Below are 17217 nucleotides of genomic sequence, written 5' to 3'. Positions count from 1 at the left end.
ACGATGAGCACCAACAGCTTCCTCAGCGACCTTCCCCTTGCAGGAACCCTCGTAGGAGAAGACTTCGACGGCTGGTCGGAGGAACTCCGGAAGGAATTCGAGACGCACGCCTTCGACGGCGAGGTAGGGTCCAAACTGCTCAGCCAAAACGACCGCGTCAGGGTCTGGGAAATCCGGCTCGCCCCGGGCGAGCGCTGGCACACCCATCGCCATGTCCTCGATTACTTTTGGACCGCAGTCAACGCCGGCAGCAGCCGGCAGCATACACATGACGGCACGACGCGCGACGTCTCGTATTCTGCCGGCGAGACCAGGCACTTCCACTTCGGTGCAGGGGAGTACCTGCTCCACGACATCGAGAACATCGGTCATACCGACCTGGTTTTCACCACCGTCGAACATCTCGACTCCGTCAACGAGCCGCTGCCGTTGGGTGCGTCATGAACGCTGATTTGATCGACGTTCACGCACACTGGCTTCCGGCAGGCTTGTTCCACCTTCCGTCGGGCTCACCATTTGGAGGCATGCGGGACCAGGACGGCGAGTTGTTCCTTGGGGACCTGCCGCTCTCGATCAGGACCGAGGCCATGAGCGATGTCAACGCAATCATTGCCGACATGAATGCCCATGGCATCGCGGTGCGGGCCTTGTCGCCACCGCCGTTTGCCTTCGCAGTGAACTCGCCGTCCGAGGACTACATCAATGAGTACAACTCAAGCCTTTCAAAAGTGGTGGCTGATTCCTCGGGCCGTCTCGCCGGCCTCGGCCTGACCCGGCTTGATGACGCTGCGGCTGCGCAGCGACAGATTCGCTCAATTGCTGCGGCGGGCGTCCTCGCGGGTGTGGCCATCCCGCCTGTTCTCAGGGGAGAGTCGTTGGACACCGGTGTGCTTCGGGCCGTCCTGCGCTCTGCCGCTGAACATCACCTGGCAGTGCTGGTCCACCCGATGCAGTTGCCACGCCCTGAATGGACCTCCTACTACCTTGCCAACCTCATTGGGAACCCGGTGGAGACAGCAACAGCGGTTGCATCAGGAATTCTTGGGGGCGTCCTGGAAGAGCTGCCTGATCTTCGGATCTGCTTCGTCCACGGGGGCGGATGCGCGCCCGCGCTTCTGGGCCGCTGGTCGCACGCCTGGCGGGCGCGGGCCGATGTCCGCGCCGGCAGTTCCACGGATCCACGTGATCTTTTCCGTTCGGCGTACTTCGACACGGTCACCCATGACGGGAAAGCACTGGACCTGCTGGCAACACACGCAGGGGAAGACAGGATCCTCTGCGGGACGGACTACCCGTTCGACATGGCAGAAGCCGACCTGCCCGGCTTCGTGGACAAGAACGGACTGGACCGGGCGTCACTCCAGCGCAACGGTGAGGCATTCCTGGGCATCGCTGCAAACGTCATGGAGCCACGATGAACCAGCTCCTGCAGCCCCTCACCCTTCGAGGACTGACGATACGGAACCGCATCTGGATGTCGCCGATGATGCAGTTCTCCTCCACCCCGTCCGGACCCGACACCGGTGCAGCCACCGATTGGCACTTTCAGCACTTCGCGGCCCGGGCACTGGGAGGGGTGGGTTTGGCCATGGTCGAAGCAACCGCCATCAGCCCGGAGGGGCGAAGCAGCCGCTTTGATCTGGGCTTGTGGAATGACCGACAGGCTACGTCTCACCGCAGAATCATCAAGTTCCTGCACGACCACAAGACCGCGGCCGGTATCCAACTGGTCCACGCCGGCCGCAAGGCAGCCACCGGCCGGCCCTGGGAACGCGAAAGTACTGAAGATGGCATGTGGCAGCGCGTGGCGCCCAGCGCTGTCCCTTTTGGCGGCCTGGCGGCCCCGAAGGAACTGACCCGTGCGGAAATTCATGCTCTTGTCCGGCAGTTTGCCCACAGCGCCCGGCTGGCCAACCTGGCGGGCTTTGATGTGCTGGAACTCCATGGGGCCCATGGCTACCTGATTCACCAGTTTCTGTCGCCGGCTTCCAACCACCGCACCGATGAGTACGGCGGATCCCTGGCAAACCGGATGAGATTCGCGGTGGAAGTCGTTGATGCTGTGCGTCAGGAGTGGCCCGTTGATAAGCCGTTGTTCTTCCGGGTATCAGCGACTGACTGGCTGGCGGGAGACGCCGACGACGAACGCCGCGGGTGGACCAGCAGCGAGTCGGTCCTGCTTGCAAAGACGTTGAAGGAACACGGAGTCGACCTGTTCGATGTCTCCACCGGAGGCCTGGTCCCGGACGCGAAGATTCCCGTAGGGCCAAGTTATCAAGCGGTGTTCGCAGAGCAGATCCGCAAGGAAGCCTCCATCCCTACAGCAGCCGTGGGACTCATCACGGAAGCCGACCAGGCAGCTGGCCTGGTGGCTGCCGGCCAAGCAGATGCCGTGTTTGTTGGCCGCGAACTCTTGCGCAACCCCAGCTGGGCCCGGCAGGCGGCTGAACAGCTGGGTGACGCAATGGGATATCCGGACCAGTATGCCCGGGCTTTCGGCAGGCAATTCCAGCCTGCAGCGTCACGGTCCTGATTCAGGACCCACTGAAAAAGAAACTCCAAAAACCTTCAATCAAGGAGCCAATGGTGATCACACTCGATCACATCGCTGTCTGGACCGACAACCTGTACCGCACCACCGTGGAACTAAGCCGCGAAACAGGCATCGGTTCGTCCGACGGCGGGTACTTCCCGGGCCTGGGACTCGGACAAAAGATCATTTCACTGGGAAACCATGTCTACCTCGAAGTAGAAAGCATCGTTGACCACCGAATGATCACCGACCGCGCACCTATGGCCTTGGAATTGGAGCGTCAAACACAGGCCGGGGACTGCTTCGCCGGTCTCTGCCTTCGCAGCGACTCCATGGACGAAATCCTCGAGTTCGCCAAGATCCGCGGCATCACACCCATGGAGGGAATCTCCGGCGGAAAAGTCCCCATGGTCCCCTCCGCGGACAAGCCTCCCGTTCCCCATGCTCCAGACTTCTGGAACTCCTGGCGCCTGGGGAAGCCAAACATGTACTACGTCCCCGACCTGAGCAGACACTCGAGCCTGGAACCCATCCAGGAAGGGACCGGCGACGTCAAGGGCGCCGGGGTCACCTCGATCGAAATCGGCGGCACCGAATCCGACCTTCAAAGGTGGCTGGGCGACGTCGCCAGCGTAAAGGAACTCGGCGTCGACATCACCTACAACGGAGGACCGGACGGACTGTATGCGGTTGCCTTCGACTCCTCAATCGGCCCGCAAACCATCCGGTTGAACCCGATCACTCTCTAACCCGTCGCCTCACTCAAATCACAGGAGCCAGAATGTCAACCACCATTGCAGACGTCGAAGGGCAAACAAAAGCCCGGAGGGTGCGTCGAGCTGCTATTTCCGGATTCTTCGGCAGCGCCTTGGAATACTACGACTTCATCATCTATGGCACTGCCGCGGCCCTTGTATTCGGAAAAGTATTCTTCTCCGACATGGCGGGCGGAGCGGGTGCCTTGGTGTCCGTCGCAACCTTCGGTGTCGCCTACGTCGCCCGTCCGTTCGGCGCCATTTTTTGGGGGCACATCGGCGACCGCCTGGGCCGCAGGACCGCTCTTATGCTCTCCATAGGGTTTATGGGGTGCGCCACCTTCTTCATTGGCATCCTCCCTTCGTACGGAACTGTCGGTCTAGCGGCCCCGATTCTCTTGGTTCTTCTCCGGCTCCTCCAGGGCATATCGGCAGGCGGAGAGGTACCAGGATCCAGCAGCCTGACTGTAGAACACGCCCCGGACGGCAAACGGGCGTTCTACACCGCCTTCTCAATGAGCGGCATGCAACTGGGCATGTCGTTGGGCACGCTGGTTTTCCTGCCAATTGCCGCATTGCCCCAGGAACAGCTTGTTTCTTGGGGATGGCGCATCCCGTTCCTTATCAGTGGTGTTCTGACCGTCATCGCCTACCTTCTGCGGCGCAATCTTGAGGAACCGGAAGTCTTCAAAGAAGTACGCGAGGGAGGCAAAACAGATGCGCTGCCCATCGTTACGCTTCTGCGCTACCACTGGAAAGCCACGCTCCGCGTTCTTATCTGCAGTTGCATAAACGTCGTGGGCACCATTTTCAACGTGTTCACGCTGGCTTATGTCACCCAGAACCAAGGCGTCTCCAGCGTCACCATGCTGGTAGCAGTGTCCGTGGGAAACATTGGTGCCGCGGTTATGGCACCCGTTGTGGGCATTTGGGCGGACCGTTTCGGACGACGCCCCGTCTACATCATCGGTGCAGTGGGTGCCAGTTCCACACTGTTCGTCCTCTTCAACGCTATCGACTCGGGCAATGTCATGCTCCTGCTGGTCGCCGCGGTCCTGGGTATCAGCGTCTTCTACAGCATGGCCATCGGCGTCGGTGCCGCCTATTACGCCGAGCAGTTTCCGTCGAAGGTGCGGTACACCGGCATGGCTGTGGGGCTCATGCTCGGATTGGTGGCTGCAGGTTTTGCGCCGACCATCGCCCAGGCGCTCGGCGCCGGTCCAAGCTCCTGGCAGCCGGCAGTGTGGATGTGCGTGGCCGTGGGCATCCTTGGTGCTATCGCGGCTCTGGCTGGACCGGAAACGGGCCGCAAGACCACCCGCGAACTCGGTTAGCGGCGGCGGGCACACCGGTTGCAGGCAACGGCGGATCAGACAAATGGCCCTTTTCAAGGAGACAGACGTATCGCTGGCGGTTGACTCGGACGAACCGCACACCCAGAAACGTGAATTGGCGAGCGCCATCGAAATTGCGGAACTCGAGGCGGGCCTGTTGGGCGGGGCAGGGGTCCGAATCATCCAGCACGACTACTGGTCGTTCTCCGTCACACCAACCTTTGACGTTCCGTTCGGCCAAAAGGAGGAGCGGCGGGAATGGCTTGCCCTGGCGGAGACAGCTAGAACCGTGGCGGGGATGGGCGATGCGCGATCAAACACCATGCAGTAGACGGTGACTTTCACCGACTACCAGTGAACTCCGGAACCTCCCGTGCCTGGCCACACGGGAGGTTCCGGAGAGCCTCGCCTAGGTGGCCTGTTACCGGGTAGGCCTCCAACCTGGCCAGGACCAACAGCAATATGCGAACGGAGAATCTCGTGATCATGGATGCAAACTGCAAACCTAAAGCTGATCCTGCTGCTGCACCGACGGTCGCCCCGCCGCCTCCTTCCATCCATGTACGGGCTCTCATCACGTGGACGGCAATCTTTCCCTTGGTGTCGACCGGGATGCTGGTCCTTGGGCCCGTCATGGAAGCGTGGCACCCGGTGCTTCGAGCGCTGCTTCTCACTGCACTGGTGGTGCCGCTGGCGGTCTATGTGGTGGTACCGCGCCTGATCGCGGCATATGGTGCCCTGACCGGTAAGGCGAAGGTCTCTCGCCGGTCCCCCTCCACGCCCGGCAGCCAGAGCTGTTCGTAAGGCCTGCCGTACGCCGTGAGAGAACCCGCAGTTTTCCGGCAAACACGCACGGTCAAACCCCAGTCTCCGGACGTACACTGACCTTCGCACCACGTTTGTGGACACACCGTCAGGTTGGAGCCGCGCATGCTCTGGAAGCTACTCGTTGAATACCTCAGGCCGCACCGGCCGCTGCTGGCCGCCGTCGTGGTTTTCCAGCTGGCGCAGTCCATCGCGTCGCTGTACCTGCCAACGCTGAACGCGGACATCATTGACCAGGGCGTGGCCCGGGGCGATACCGGGTACATCCTGTCCACCGGCAGCTTCATGCTGCTGATCACGCTGGCCCAGATCGTGTGTGCCGTCATCGCGGTGTACTTCGGCGCCAAGGCGGCGATGGGGCTTGGTCGGGACCTGCGCGGCGCCATCTTCGAGCGGGTGGGGGAGTTCTCCGAGCAGGAGGTCACCAGGTTCGGGGCCCCCAGCCTCATCACCCGCTCCACCAACGATGTCCAGCAGGTCCAGCAACTGGTGCTGATGTCCGCCACGCTGATGGTGGCCGCGCCCATGCTCAGCATTGGCGGGGTGATCATGGCCATCCGGCAGGACGCCCAGCTGTCCTGGCTCATTGCCGTGTGTGTCCCGGTGCTGCTGATCGCCGTCGGGCTCATTGTCACCCGGATGGTGCCGCTGTTCCGCAAGATGCAGGCCCGGATCGACACCGTGAACCGGGTGCTGCGCGAGCAGCTCACCGGCATCCGGGTGGTGCGGGCGTTCGTGCGCGAGGACATGGAGACTGAGCGGTTCGCCGGCGCCAACAGGGACGTCACGGAGGTTGCCTTGCGCGCCGGCCGTTTGATGGCGCTCATGTTTCCCACGGTGATGCTGGTCCTGAACATTTCCAGCGTGGCGGTGATCTGGTTCGGTTCGTTCCGGATCGAGGACGGGTCCATGCAGGTGGGCACGCTGATCGCGTTCCTGAGCTACCTGATGCAGATCCTGATGTCCGTCATGATGGCCACGTTCATGGCGGTGATGATCCCGCGCGCGTCGGTGTCCGCGGACCGCATCGGTGAGGTGCTGGGCACCAGGTCCAGCGTGCTGCCGCCGGAGAACCCGGTCACCGGCGCGGCGTTCGCCGGCAAGCCGCGGCGCGGCGAGCTGGAAATGCGCGACGTCGGATTCGCCTACCCGGGTGCCGACCAGCCCGTCCTGTCCGGGATCAGTTTCACCGCCCGCGCCGGCGAGGTGACGGCAATCATCGGCAGCACGGGCTCGGGCAAGACCACGCTGGTGAACCTGATGCCGCGGCTCTTCGACGTCACCTCCGGGGCGGTGCTGATGGACGGCGTGGATGTCAGGGACCTGGACCCGGACCTGCTGTGGGGGCACATCGGCCTGGTGCCGCAGAAGCCCTACCTGTTCTCCGGGACGGTACGCAGCAACCTGCTGTACGGCAACCCGGACGCCACAGAGGATGAGCTGTGGACCGCGCTGGAGATCGCCCAGGCCAAGGATTTCGTGGAGCAGATGGAGGAGGGCCTGGACGCGCCCATCTCCCAGGGCGGCACCAACGTCTCCGGCGGGCAGCGGCAGCGGCTGGCCATAGCCCGGGCCTTGGTAAAGCGGCCCGAGCTCTACATCTTTGACGATTCGTTCTCGTCGCTGGACACCGGCACGGACGCCCGGCTGCGCCAGGCACTCAAGAGCAGCACAGCCGGGGCCACCATGGTGATCATCGCCCAGCGCGTGTCCAGCATTGTGGAGGCGGACCAGATTTTGGTGCTCGACGACGGCAGGATCGTTGCGCACGGCACGCACCACGGGTTGCTGGAGACATCGGAGACGTACCGCGAGATTGTCTCGTCCCAGCTGGCAGCGGAGGAAACGGTATGAGCACGCACCGCGCAGGAACCCGCCCCGCCGGAGCCGGCCCGGGCGCAGGTGCGCCCGCTGGAACCGCAGGTGGCGGCAAAGGCGGCCAGGACGCCGTCGTACGCATCCCGCGTCCGGCGGGCGGCCCCGGACGGGGTGGACCGTTCGCCGGGATGAATGTGCCGGCGGAGAAGGCGATGAATTTCAGCGGCTCCGCCAAGCGGCTGCTGGCCACGCTGCGGCCGGAACGGCTGTGGCTGGTGCTGGTGCTGTTCATGGCGGTGGCGGGCGTGGTGCTGCAGGTGATTGGGCCGCGGCTGCTGGGTGAGGGCACCAACCTGATCTTCTCCGGCGTGGTGTCCAAGCAGCTGCCGCCGGGCGTAACGCAGGCCCAGCTCATTGCGCAGCTGCGGACGGCGGGGGAGAACCAGAAGGCGGACATGCTCAGCGCCATGACGCTGACGCCCGGCGCGGGGATCGACTTCGCGGCGCTGGGGAGCGTGCTGACGTGGGCGCTGGTGCTGTATGTGCTGGCGTCGGCGTTCATGTGGGGACAGGCGTATGTGCTCAACGGCGTGGTGCAGCGGACGGTGTTCGGGCTGCGGGAGCAGATCGAGGCGAAGATCAACCGGCTGCCGCTGCGGTATTTCGACTCGATCCAGCGCGGTGAGCTGCTGAGCCGGGTAACGAACGATGTGGACAACATTTCGCAGAGCCTGCAGCAGTCCATCAGCCAGGCGGTGACATCGGTGCTGTCCGTGGTGGGCGTGCTGGTGATGATGTTCATCCTCTCGCCCACGCTGGCGCTGATCGCGTTGGTGACCATCCCGCTGACCCTCGGCATTACCGCGGTGATTGCCAAGCGCTCGCAGAAGATGTTCGTGCAGCAGTGGAAGAACACGGGCGAGCTGAACGGGCAGATCGAGGAAACCTACACCGGGCATGCGCTGGTGAAGGTGTTCGGCCGGCAGCGCGAGGTGGGGGAGCGGTTCCGGCAGAAGAACGCCGAGTTGTATGAGGCGAGCTTCGGGGCGCAGTTCATTTCCGGGCTGATCATGCCGGCCATGACGTTTATCGGGAACCTGGTGTACGTGGGGATCGCCGTGGTGGGCGGCCTGCAGGTGGCGTCCGGGGCGATGCAGCTGGGGGATGTGCAGGCGTTCATTCAGTACTCGCGGCAGTTCACGCAGCCGCTGGCGCAGCTGGGGTCCATGGCGAACCTGTTGCAGTCTGGCGTGGCCTCGGCGGAGCGGGTCTTTGAGTTGCTGGATACGGACGAGCAGTCCGCGGATCCCGTGGGTGCTTCACTGCAAAGTCCGGACGGTGCTGCCCGGGGGCGGCTGGTGTTTGAGGAGGTGTCCTTCTCCTACTCGCCGGACAAGCCGCTGATTTCCGGGTTGTCCCTGGTGGCGGAGCCGGGGCAGACGGTGGCCATTGTGGGGCCGACCGGTGCGGGCAAGACGACGCTGGTGAACCTGATGATGCGGTTCTACGAGTTGGACGCCGGGCGGATCACGCTGGATGGCGTGGACATCACCACCATGACCCGGGACGATCTGCGCTCGCGGATGGGGATGGTGCTCCAGGATACGTGGCTGTTCGGCGGGACCATTCGGGACAACATCGCGTACGGGCGGCCCAGTGCTTCTTCAGATGAGGTGCTGGAGGCGGCCCGGGCAACCTATGTGGACCGGTTCGTGCACTCGCTGCCGGAGGGGTACGACACGGTGCTGGATGACGAGGGCGCGAACGTGTCCGCGGGCGAGAAGCAGCTGCTGACCATTGCCCGGGCGTTCCTGGCGTCGCCGTCGGTGTTGATCCTGGACGAGGCGACGTCCTCGGTGGACACCCGGACGGAGGTGCTGGTGCAGAAGGCCATGAGTGCTTTGCGGTCCGACCGGACGTCCTTTGTGATCGCGCACCGCCTGTCCACGATCCGCGACGCCGACCTCATCCTGGTGATGGAGGCCGGGCAGATCGTGGAGCAGGGGAACCACGCTTCACTGCTGGCCGCGGGCGGGGCGTACGCGCGGTTGTACGAGGCCCAGTTCGCGGCGCCGGTGGCGGAGGTTTGACAAAGGCGTCCTCACACTTGAGTCGCAAGGGTTTGGGATCAGCGACGCCCAGTGGGCGGCCGCTGCGGTACCACGCCGTCCCACCACCTGAGGGACCGCTGCCACCTGCCGAAGGTCCCGCTGCTACTGGTCCAGCAGCCCGCCACTGGCCCAGCGCCGCACCGCCAGCTGTTCACCGGCGTCGAACTCCAGCAGGGCAACCCGGCACAGTTCCTCCACGTAGCGTGTCCAGGCCGCCGCCAGTTCTGACGCCGTGGCCTCGTCGGTGAGCTGGAAGTTGGCGTACCCGAGCCCTTGCAGCACAAAGCTCACCGCGTTCCTGGACACCGGCTCGCCCGCGCTGACACAGTCGTCACGGACTTGGCGCGACAGCTCGGTTCGATTGGCTGGATGCTCCCGCAGCCGCGCCGCCATGGCCTGGAAGATCTGCCGGAACTGGGCTGCTGAGAGCGCCGGTATGTCCGTGACCCGGGCAACCTGCTCTTCAACTCCCGGCTGGGTTTCGACCGGAGCCGGGAGATCCTCGCTGGAAAACCGCTTGGCATCCCATACCCAGCCACCCTGCAGTGCCGAGTACTCCAGGTCGTTGCCGATCTGCGAGACCCACGTTCCGAACTTCCCGTAGCCGCCCCAGTCCGTCTTGAGGGACGGGTCCGCAGCGAGGGCCCGGTGCGCCACCATCGCTCCCACCACAGGCCCCGGTGCGGTGCGGACAAACTCCAGCACCTCGCGGACCCCCGGCGGAACGGTCTTGGTTTTCGCTTTGGCGGGGCCGGCAACCTCGCGCTGGTTCGCGGGCGCCAGGGCGCGCACCGGCTCGGAAGTGGAACCGGTCAGAATGGAAACGAAGTCGTGGGATTCCACTACATGGTCCGCCATCTCTCGATAGGCGAAGGCCACAGCCCCGGCGGCGATGACGGTGGTCATCCGGTCCGCGGCCCGGAACCGCTGAATCAGCGAAGTAAAGTCCGCGTCCGCTGAGGCGATAAAGAACTCCTCGATGCCCACGCTTCCGGACAGGGCATCCATGGCATCCAGCACCAAGTTGATGTCCGTGCTGCTCTTTCCACGCTGCGTCAGCGACGGGCAGTCGATCACCCGGAACCCGGCACGCGTCCAGTACGGGCGGTATTTCGAATACACCATCGGGTTCAGGTAGCAGTTGCGGATCAGGAAGCGCCGGGTCCCCTCACCGGAACCACCGGCGGACAGGGCATCCGCCCAGTGCTTGGGATCCTCTGCGAAGCGCTTGGCCGCCAGCGGGTCGATGGCCTGCAGGCCGGTGAAAACGTTGTCGAAGTCCACGAACATGGCCGAGCGGATGCCGGGCCGCCGTGTGGGTGGAAGCGCCTCATTCATTGGCCCAGTGTGCCAGCAACGTCCGGCAGCAACTAGCTTCTTCGCACAGAAAGACACGGATGACGCCGGGTGCCCACCCGCCGTCGTCCGCTCCGCCCAAGCCACCCAACAAGGAGGCCCGCAACCTACCTCAGTGCCACAACCCCAGCGCGAACTCCGCAATGACCGTGGCCAGCAGGAACGAGGCCGTGATGGCAACCAGCCCCACCGGGATGATCTTCCAGCCGATGTTTTTCAGCAGCGGGATGTCCTTGGCCGGAACAGGGCGACCAGCGTCAGCATCACGGTGGCGATGGAGAGGAAATGCACGGTCTTGATCTCAACTGTCAGACCCTCCTGGGAAGCTTTGGTTATGGATATCAGAGCGGCTTTGGAGACGGGAAGCAGGGCCGGGCTGGCCGCTGCCGCCACGTCCCTGGCCGGGCTGGTGGAGGAGATGGCCGGTGAGCTTGGCCGTTTTCATGCTCCGGACGCCGGTGGTGCCGAGGGCCAGGATCCGCTGGGTGAACTTGCGGAATCCTGCCTGAGCGGCTTGAGCGCAGTGGCCCGGATCGAAGCCGCCACTGCGGCCCTCAAAGTGCGGCTGCTGTCCGAGTATTCGGAGGCGGCAACCGCGCTGGAAGGGCCGGCGGAAAGTGCCTATGAGTCGTCGGCGCGAGAAATGAGCCTAGTGGCTGAAATCGCGTGTGTGCTGACCGTCGGGGAACGGGCCGCTGCAGCGTTGCTCGGGGAGGCCCACGCCCTGACCACTTGCCTGCCGGCTGCCCTTGATGCGTTGCAGGCAGGGAAGATCTCGTGGCAGCACGCCAGGATCATTGTCGATGAAACCACGGGCCTCGACCATGCGGCTGCCGCTGCGCTGGAGGCTCACTTCCTGGATCCGGAGGCGCCGGACGCGGCCAGGGGCGCCGCGGCGGGTGAGCTGGCACCGGCCCGCTTCCGGCGGAAGGTCCGTGCCTGGCGGGAGCGCCACCACCCCGAATCCCTTGAGGCCAGGCATGAGAAGTCGGTCCAGGACCGGCGGGTGGAGTACTCGCCGGACCGCAACGGCATGGCGTGGATCTCGCTGTACATGCCTGCGGACACGGCATGCGCGGTCTGGAACAAGGCCTCGGCGCTGGCCCGTGGACTGCAGGGACCGGACGAGCCGCGGACCCTTACCCAGCTCAGGGCGGATGTAGCCGCCGGGCTGCTGCTGGGCACGTCGGGGCAGCGCGCCGGAGCCGCGCCGTACGCCAAGGCGGACGTGCTGGTCACGGTTCCTGTCCTGGCGCTCCTCGGCGCCACGGATCAGCCCGCCGAACTCGATAATTACGGCCCCATCCCGGCGTCGATGGCACGCAGGCTGGTCGCTGAAGGCTCCGGCTCGTTCTACCGCGTGCTGGTGGACCCGCGGGACGGCGCGCCGCTCGAGATCAGCCGCACCAGCTACCGGCTCACGGAACCCATGAAGCGGTGGTTGAAGATGCGCGACGCCACCTGCACCTTCCCGGGGTGCAGCAACCACACGCAGGACAATGAAAACGACCACCTCACCGCCTGGCACCACGGGGGAAATACCGGAGTCAGCAACTTGGGACACGTGTGCCCCAAACACCACCGGCTCAAGCACCGATCCCTTTGGAGACCTGACCCGGCAACCATGGACGAACCTCCCGGGTGGACTTCTCCCACCGGGCGCCATTACCCGGCCGAAGAACCGGACTGGCAGAGGCCGCAGTGGCCGCCGGGAATCGGGCCAGGGGTATCGCTCGTGCCACCGGACCGCACTACCGGTGAATTCAGCATTCTGGAGCGTGCGCTTGCCGAGTATCTCGCTGCCTAGTTCCCAGTACGCACGGCAGCGGCGCACGGGAGTCACGCCAGTATGCACGGGAGCAACGCAGCGACGCACGGGAGCCACAGCGACCCACGGGAGCCACGCAGTGACGCGCGGGAGCCACGCGGCGACGCACGGGAGTCACGCCGCGCTGTTTTGACCGTGGGTCCCGAGGGCCCCTGCAACCGGGCCATGAGTAAGGAGCAGGGAATGCCCGGCCGTGCGGTCACTTAGCCTTGACCCATGGGGGCAAAGGATATTTTGAAGAGGTTTGACGCGACAGGCGGGCGGCTTTTCTACGGAGCCGTGATCGCACTAATGCTGGGGGTCTTCGCATGGCTGACCCGAGGCAGAGTCGTGGAGGCAGCACCATTCCTGATCGCGGCGGTGGCCTACGGGGCACTGTTGTATCGCGTGGTCTCACTGTCGGCCCGCGCATTTACCGTGATGGGCTGGGCACACCTCCCAATCTTTTACGCGCTGATCTCGCTCGACGTCGCCGGCAGATTGCCCATTCCGGCGGCAGGCCCGTGGTTCATAGGCTTCTTGATCGGCGGCATTGCTGGTGGTCACACGTGGTCCGGAACGAGTGCCGGATCGGAATTCAGGCAGCCCCAGCGCCGCGCCCCTGAAGCTGATGGAAGTTTCAGCGGCGGCCGCCGGCTGGCCATCATCAACGGACTTTGTGCGCTCCTGCTGCTGGGTTTCGGTGCAGCGCAAGTGATGCTGCTTTCGCCGACAGCCGCTGCCGTTGCCGTGTTTGCGGGCTCAATCGCTGCCGGGTGGGCCCTCTTCCGCTTTCCGCCGCCCGTCCAGGTCAGGGGCTGGCTGCTCCTGGGCATACCCGTTGGCTTCTTTGTGTTTGGCTTCATCGGCGGAGCTACAGACCAGATCGCCCTTCCGCATTCGTGGCTTTTCGGTGTCCTTGCCGGCATCCTGATCGGCGGACGGTACTGGACCGGCGCCCGGCTCGGTGCGCCCCGCCCTCCCTTCGTGGTCCGCGGCCAGCGACGGCGGAGGAAACGACGGCGGCCCAAGCAGGCACAGGACCGGACAGTACGCGCGGGGGTGCCTGCTGGAAAGTAGGCGGTCGAGGGTGGGCCGTTCCGTCCCTCTCCCCGTCCTTTCGCGTTCACCAAGGGGCTACCGGGAAGTCCTCCACCGTTGGCCCGGATCCCGCAGTCTGGGCAGGCACCCCCTGCCCGGCGGCTCGCGATACGCAGGGCGGAAGGCCCACCGTCCAAGGAGCTTCTTGTGTTCGTAAGATCCACCCTCGCCACGCTTGCCGTCCTCGCCACCCTTGCCGGAGCCGCCGCAGCTCCAGCCCAGGCAGCCGACACCACGACTGACAGCAACCAGGCCTTCACCTTCGGGGTCATTGGCGACATTCCCTACGGCGCCGCAGAGATCGCCAAGTTCCCGTCGCACATCCAGGACCTCAACGCCGATCAGGGCCTGAAGTTTGTAGCACACGTGGGTGATATCAAGAACGGCTCGTCCGTCTGCTCCAACGAGTACTTCTCCTACATCCGGTCCCAGTTCGACACCTTCACCCACCCGCTGGTGTACACCCCCGGCGACAACGAATGGGTGGACTGCCACCGGACCAACAACGGCGCCTACAACCCCCTGGAACGCCTGGACAAGATCAGGGAGGTGTTCTTCAACGAACCCGGCAAGACGCTCGGCGCCACCATGCCCGTCAAGAGCCAGGAAAACCTGGGGCTGCCCGAGGACGTCCGCTTCACCAAGAACCGGGTGGCCTTCTCCGTCCTGAACGTCCAGGGCAGCAACAACTCGCTCCTGCCGTGGACCGGTTTGGGCAAGACTGCTCCCACGCCGGAGCAGTTCGCCGAGGTGGAACACCGCACGGATGCCGTCCTGGCCCAGATCCACCAGACCTTCGCCGATGCCAAGCGCAATAATGACCGCGCCGTGGTGCTCATGCAGCAGGCGGACATGTTTGATCCAGCGCTGCTCGCCGACGCGACCGCCGATCCCAACACCATGTCCGGCTTCCGGGAGATCGTGCAGGCGATCGTGGACGAAACGAACCACTTCGACGCTCCGGTCTACCTGGTCAACGGCGACAGCCACGTCTTCGCCAACAACAACCCGCTCGCCGCCGGTTCGCCCTGGCTTGGCGTCTACGGCACGGCAGGCACCAGCAACCTGCAGCGCATCACCGTGGACGGCGCCAACAACGCGGTCGACTACCTCCGCGTCACTGTCTCGGGCAACAGCACCAAGGGCGCCAACGTCCTGAGCTGGGAGAAGGTCCCTTACAGCGAGTAGCACCTAAAGGAAAGCGGACGACGCCGGGGGCCCACCCGTCGTCGTCCGCTTCCTTGTGTGCGCGGCAGCGCAGCCCCTACAGCCTGAGCTCCATGAAGACGCTGTTGGGATCCAGCACGTAGCCGGCAAACGGTGCGCATTCGGTGAAACCGTGGCGGGCATAGAGCCGCCGCGCAGGGGCGAAATAGTCCTCGGTTCCGGTCTCCAGGCAGACGCGTTCCATATTTCGGGCCCGTGCGTCGTCGAGGATGTGCCCGAGCATGAGGGCGGCCACCCCGCGTCCCCGCGCCGTCGCCGTGGTGCGCATGGACTTGATCTCTCCCTGCAGGGGTGTTCCGGGTGCGGAATCCAGGATTTTGAGTGCCCCACAGCCCAACAGGACACCCTCCTCGCGGGCTGTCCAGAAGGTGATGGACGGCGCGGACAGTGCAGAGTGGTCCAAGGCGTGGACGCTTTCGGCCGGCGAGGTGGCGAACATGTCAGCCAGGTGTTCGTCGAGGAGCCGGCGGACGTCCTCGCGCGTGGGGCTGTCCCGGTCTATGGAAATCATCGCCTCAAACTTACCTGTTGCCTGCCGCCTGGGAAGTGTGCGAACATTCCGGTGATCGTGATCCGTCAGCAGGAGGTGAGACCCATGAATGCAGTATCCGCAATGGGTGCTCCCCGCAGTACACGATCGCGCGGCTGAACCAGCCGCCACCGGGAGCGCCGAACAGGCAATTCGCGAAAGGCGACTCCCATGAACACAACACCTTCCTCCAATCAATATGCCTCCCAGGCTGAGCCTCCCGGCCGGGCACTGGTCCTCGGTGGCGGCGGATCAACAGGCAACGCCTGGCTGATCGGCGTCCTCGCAGGCCTCGCCGATGCCGGGGTGGACGTCACCCGGGCGGGCCGGGTGATCGGAACGTCCGCCGGTTCCACGGCAGCTGCCCAGATATCCGGCGCCACGCCCGCCGGACTCTATGCCGCCATCCTCGATTCACCCCTTCCGCCGCAACGCGGCACGGCAAATGGACAAGCTGCCGTCCGGCCCGTCTCTGACCAGCTGGAACGGACCGGCAGGATCATTGCCGCGGCAAAGGATGCAGCCGACATGCGCCGCAGGATGGGGGCTGCGGCCCTGGACCTTGCGGACGGCTTTGATGCCTCGGAGCGGTGGCGCGCCACCGTCGCCGCCCGGCTGCCGGCAGCGGACTGGCCGCAACATGAGCTGCTGATCACCGCGGTGGATGCCGGTACCGGCGAGCCCGTGGTGTTCAGCCGGCACAGCGGCGTGGACCTGGTGGACGCCGTCGCCGCCAGCTGCGCCAGCGGGTTCGCCTACGGAATCGGAAGCAACCGCTATATCGACGGCGGCTACCGGCGCAACGAGAACGCCGACTTGGCTGCCGGGTGCGGGCGGGTCCTGGTCCTGTCACCCTTCGGCGGCAGGACACGGATGCCGCTGGAGTGGGACATGCAGCTCGCAGCGCAGGTCAACGAGCTGCGGGCCGGCGGCAGCGTGGTGGAAACCCTCATCCCGGACACCGGCTCTGAGCACATGTTCGGGGCCAACGCCATGGATCTGTCGCTGCGCCCGGCAGCCGCCCGGACCGGCTACACCCAGGGCAAGTCCCTTGCCGGGCGGCTTGCGGGCTTCTGGAACTGAAGCCCTCCGGGAGGTGCCGACGGCGGCCGGGAACCCGCCGTCGTCGGCACGGAACAGGGGCAGCGCACAGGGCATTACAGGGGGCTGGCTAAAAGGGTAAAAGAGCGTAGGGTGGCCGTTAACGCAACAGAGAGGCGTGGTCCCAGTGTCTGGAAAATCAAAAGGTGGAGCCGCCAAGAAGGTCGGCAAGTCGATCCTTGAAAAGCGGGCCGACAAGAGGGCGAAAACCGAAAGCAGCGAACTCCACGTCATAAAGCAGCGGAAGAACCACCGCTGACCGTGCTGCCGGGCGGCCCTGCCAGGAACTCCTAGCCTGTCGGGCCGCCTGCGCTATGCCTGGCAGCGGCCGGAGCTACGCCGGGCCCTTGTCGATGACGCAGAACCGGTTACCGTCCGGGTCCTCCAGCACCACGAAATCCGGGTCCTCCGGGTACAGGTCCCAGTCCACGCGTTTGGCGCCAAGGGAGACCAGGCGTTCCACCTCCGCCGACTGATCGTCCGCGTACAGGTCAAGGTGGATCCGCGGGTAGGCCTGGACCCGGGTTTCGCTCAGCATGAGGGACAGGTGCGCGCCGGGGCCCGACGGCGGGGCAAGGGTCACCCAGGTTTCGTTGCCGGGTTCGCGGGGGACATAGCCGAGGGCGCCGTGCCAGAACGTGGTGGCGGCGGCAACGTCGTTGACGCCGAGGACGATGGTGCCGATGGTCAGCATCCGCCCAGCCTAAACCGGGCCGGTGC

The 17217-nt window shown here is 64.9% G+C and carries 16 protein-coding genes and 1 pseudogene; 13 read left to right on the top strand and 4 right to left on the bottom strand.

Going from position 1 to position 17217, the window contains the following annotated elements; translation table 11 throughout:
- The first annotated feature begins 3 nt into the window (after positions 1–3).
- From QRN53_RS03750 to QRN53_RS03710, 9 genes are all read left to right on the top strand, one after another.
- Positions 4–444, top strand: a complete 441-nt coding sequence (locus tag QRN53_RS03750) for a cupin domain-containing protein (RefSeq protein ID WP_285242682.1) — start codon at positions 4–6, stop codon at positions 442–444.
- Positions 441–1418, top strand: a complete 978-nt coding sequence (locus QRN53_RS03745; RefSeq protein WP_285242681.1) for an amidohydrolase family protein — start codon at positions 441–443, stop codon at positions 1416–1418. Before QRN53_RS03750 ends, QRN53_RS03745 begins: the two co-directional genes overlap by 4 nt.
- On the top strand, positions 1415–2533 hold the full coding sequence (locus QRN53_RS03740) for an NADH:flavin oxidoreductase/NADH oxidase (RefSeq protein ID WP_285242680.1): 1119 nt from the start codon (positions 1415–1417) through the stop codon (positions 2531–2533). The genes QRN53_RS03745 and QRN53_RS03740 overlap by 4 nt, the downstream gene beginning before the upstream one ends.
- A 50-nt stretch (positions 2534–2583) precedes the next feature.
- A complete protein-coding gene (locus tag QRN53_RS03735; RefSeq protein WP_285242679.1) occupies positions 2584–3282 on the top strand; it encodes a VOC family protein in 699 nt (232 codons plus the stop codon).
- Between the two features lie 32 nt (positions 3283–3314).
- Positions 3315–4622, top strand: coding sequence for an MFS transporter (locus tag QRN53_RS03730; RefSeq protein ID WP_285242678.1), 1308 nt, complete (start codon positions 3315–3317; stop codon positions 4620–4622).
- A gap of 43 nt (positions 4623–4665) precedes the next feature.
- Entirely contained in the window at positions 4666–4953 is a 288-nt protein-coding gene (locus tag QRN53_RS03725; protein WP_285242677.1) for a hypothetical protein, read from the top strand.
- Between the two features lie 131 nt (positions 4954–5084).
- Positions 5085–5426 carry a hypothetical protein gene (locus QRN53_RS21845; RefSeq protein ID WP_502934815.1) on the top strand — a complete coding sequence of 114 codons (342 nt, stop codon included), beginning with the start codon at positions 5085–5087 and terminating at the stop codon, positions 5424–5426.
- A gap of 126 nt (positions 5427–5552) precedes the next feature.
- Entirely contained in the window at positions 5553–7301 is a 1749-nt protein-coding gene (locus QRN53_RS03715) for an ABC transporter ATP-binding protein (protein ID WP_285242676.1), read from the top strand.
- Complete coding sequence (locus QRN53_RS03710; protein ID WP_285242675.1) at positions 7298–9355, top strand: ABC transporter ATP-binding protein; 2058 nt, start codon at positions 7298–7300, stop codon at positions 9353–9355. Before QRN53_RS03715 ends, QRN53_RS03710 begins: the two co-directional genes overlap by 4 nt.
- A 123-nt stretch (positions 9356–9478) precedes the next feature.
- Here the strand turns inward: QRN53_RS03710 and QRN53_RS03705 are convergent, their stop codons facing one another.
- Together QRN53_RS03705 and QRN53_RS03700 are read right to left on the bottom strand one after the other, a co-directional pair.
- Positions 9479–10714, bottom strand: a complete 1236-nt coding sequence (locus QRN53_RS03705) for an NYN domain-containing protein (protein ID WP_285242674.1) — start codon at positions 10712–10714, stop codon at positions 9479–9481.
- 130 nt (positions 10715–10844) lie between these two features.
- Positions 10845–11044, bottom strand: a pseudogene (locus QRN53_RS03700) (DUF3100 domain-containing protein); the annotation flags it as partial.
- Positions 11045–11066: 22 nt separating this feature from the next.
- Here QRN53_RS03700 and QRN53_RS03695 point away from each other — a divergent pair.
- From QRN53_RS03695 to QRN53_RS03685, 3 genes are all read left to right on the top strand, one after another.
- On the top strand, positions 11067–12539 hold the full coding sequence (locus tag QRN53_RS03695) for an HNH endonuclease signature motif containing protein (RefSeq protein WP_285242673.1): 1473 nt from the start codon (positions 11067–11069) through the stop codon (positions 12537–12539).
- 351 nt (positions 12540–12890) lie between these two features.
- Positions 12891–13619, top strand: a complete 729-nt coding sequence (locus QRN53_RS03690; RefSeq protein WP_285242672.1) for a hypothetical protein — start codon at positions 12891–12893, stop codon at positions 13617–13619.
- A 168-nt stretch (positions 13620–13787) separates the two neighbouring features.
- Positions 13788–14828 (top strand): metallophosphoesterase family protein, encoded by a 1041-nt coding sequence (locus QRN53_RS03685; RefSeq protein ID WP_285242671.1) that lies wholly within the window; start codon positions 13788–13790, stop codon positions 14826–14828.
- Positions 14829–14904: 76 nt separating this feature from the next.
- On the opposite strand, the gene QRN53_RS03680 is transcribed toward QRN53_RS03685, so the two are convergent.
- A complete protein-coding gene (locus QRN53_RS03680; RefSeq protein WP_285242670.1) occupies positions 14905–15378 on the bottom strand; it encodes a GNAT family N-acetyltransferase in 474 nt (157 codons plus the stop codon).
- A gap of 189 nt (positions 15379–15567) precedes the next feature.
- Here QRN53_RS03680 and QRN53_RS03675 point away from each other — a divergent pair, with 189 nt between their 5' ends.
- Positions 15568–16479, top strand: coding sequence for a patatin-like phospholipase family protein (locus QRN53_RS03675; protein ID WP_285242669.1), 912 nt, complete (start codon positions 15568–15570; stop codon positions 16477–16479).
- A 352-nt stretch (positions 16480–16831) separates the two neighbouring features.
- Here the strand turns inward: QRN53_RS03675 and QRN53_RS03670 are convergent, their stop codons facing one another.
- The gene (locus tag QRN53_RS03670) at positions 16832–17191 is read right to left on the bottom strand and encodes a VOC family protein (protein ID WP_285242668.1); all 360 of its coding nucleotides are present in this window, start codon (positions 17189–17191) and stop codon (positions 16832–16834) included.
- Positions 17192–17217 lie beyond the last annotated feature (26 nt).

Origin of the sequence: Pseudarthrobacter sp. fls2-241-R2A-127 (assembly GCF_030209355.1) — a bacterium.
In the GTDB taxonomy this organism is placed as follows: domain Bacteria; phylum Actinomycetota; class Actinomycetes; order Actinomycetales; family Micrococcaceae; genus Arthrobacter.
This window is presented reverse-complemented; position numbering and strand designations above follow the sequence as displayed.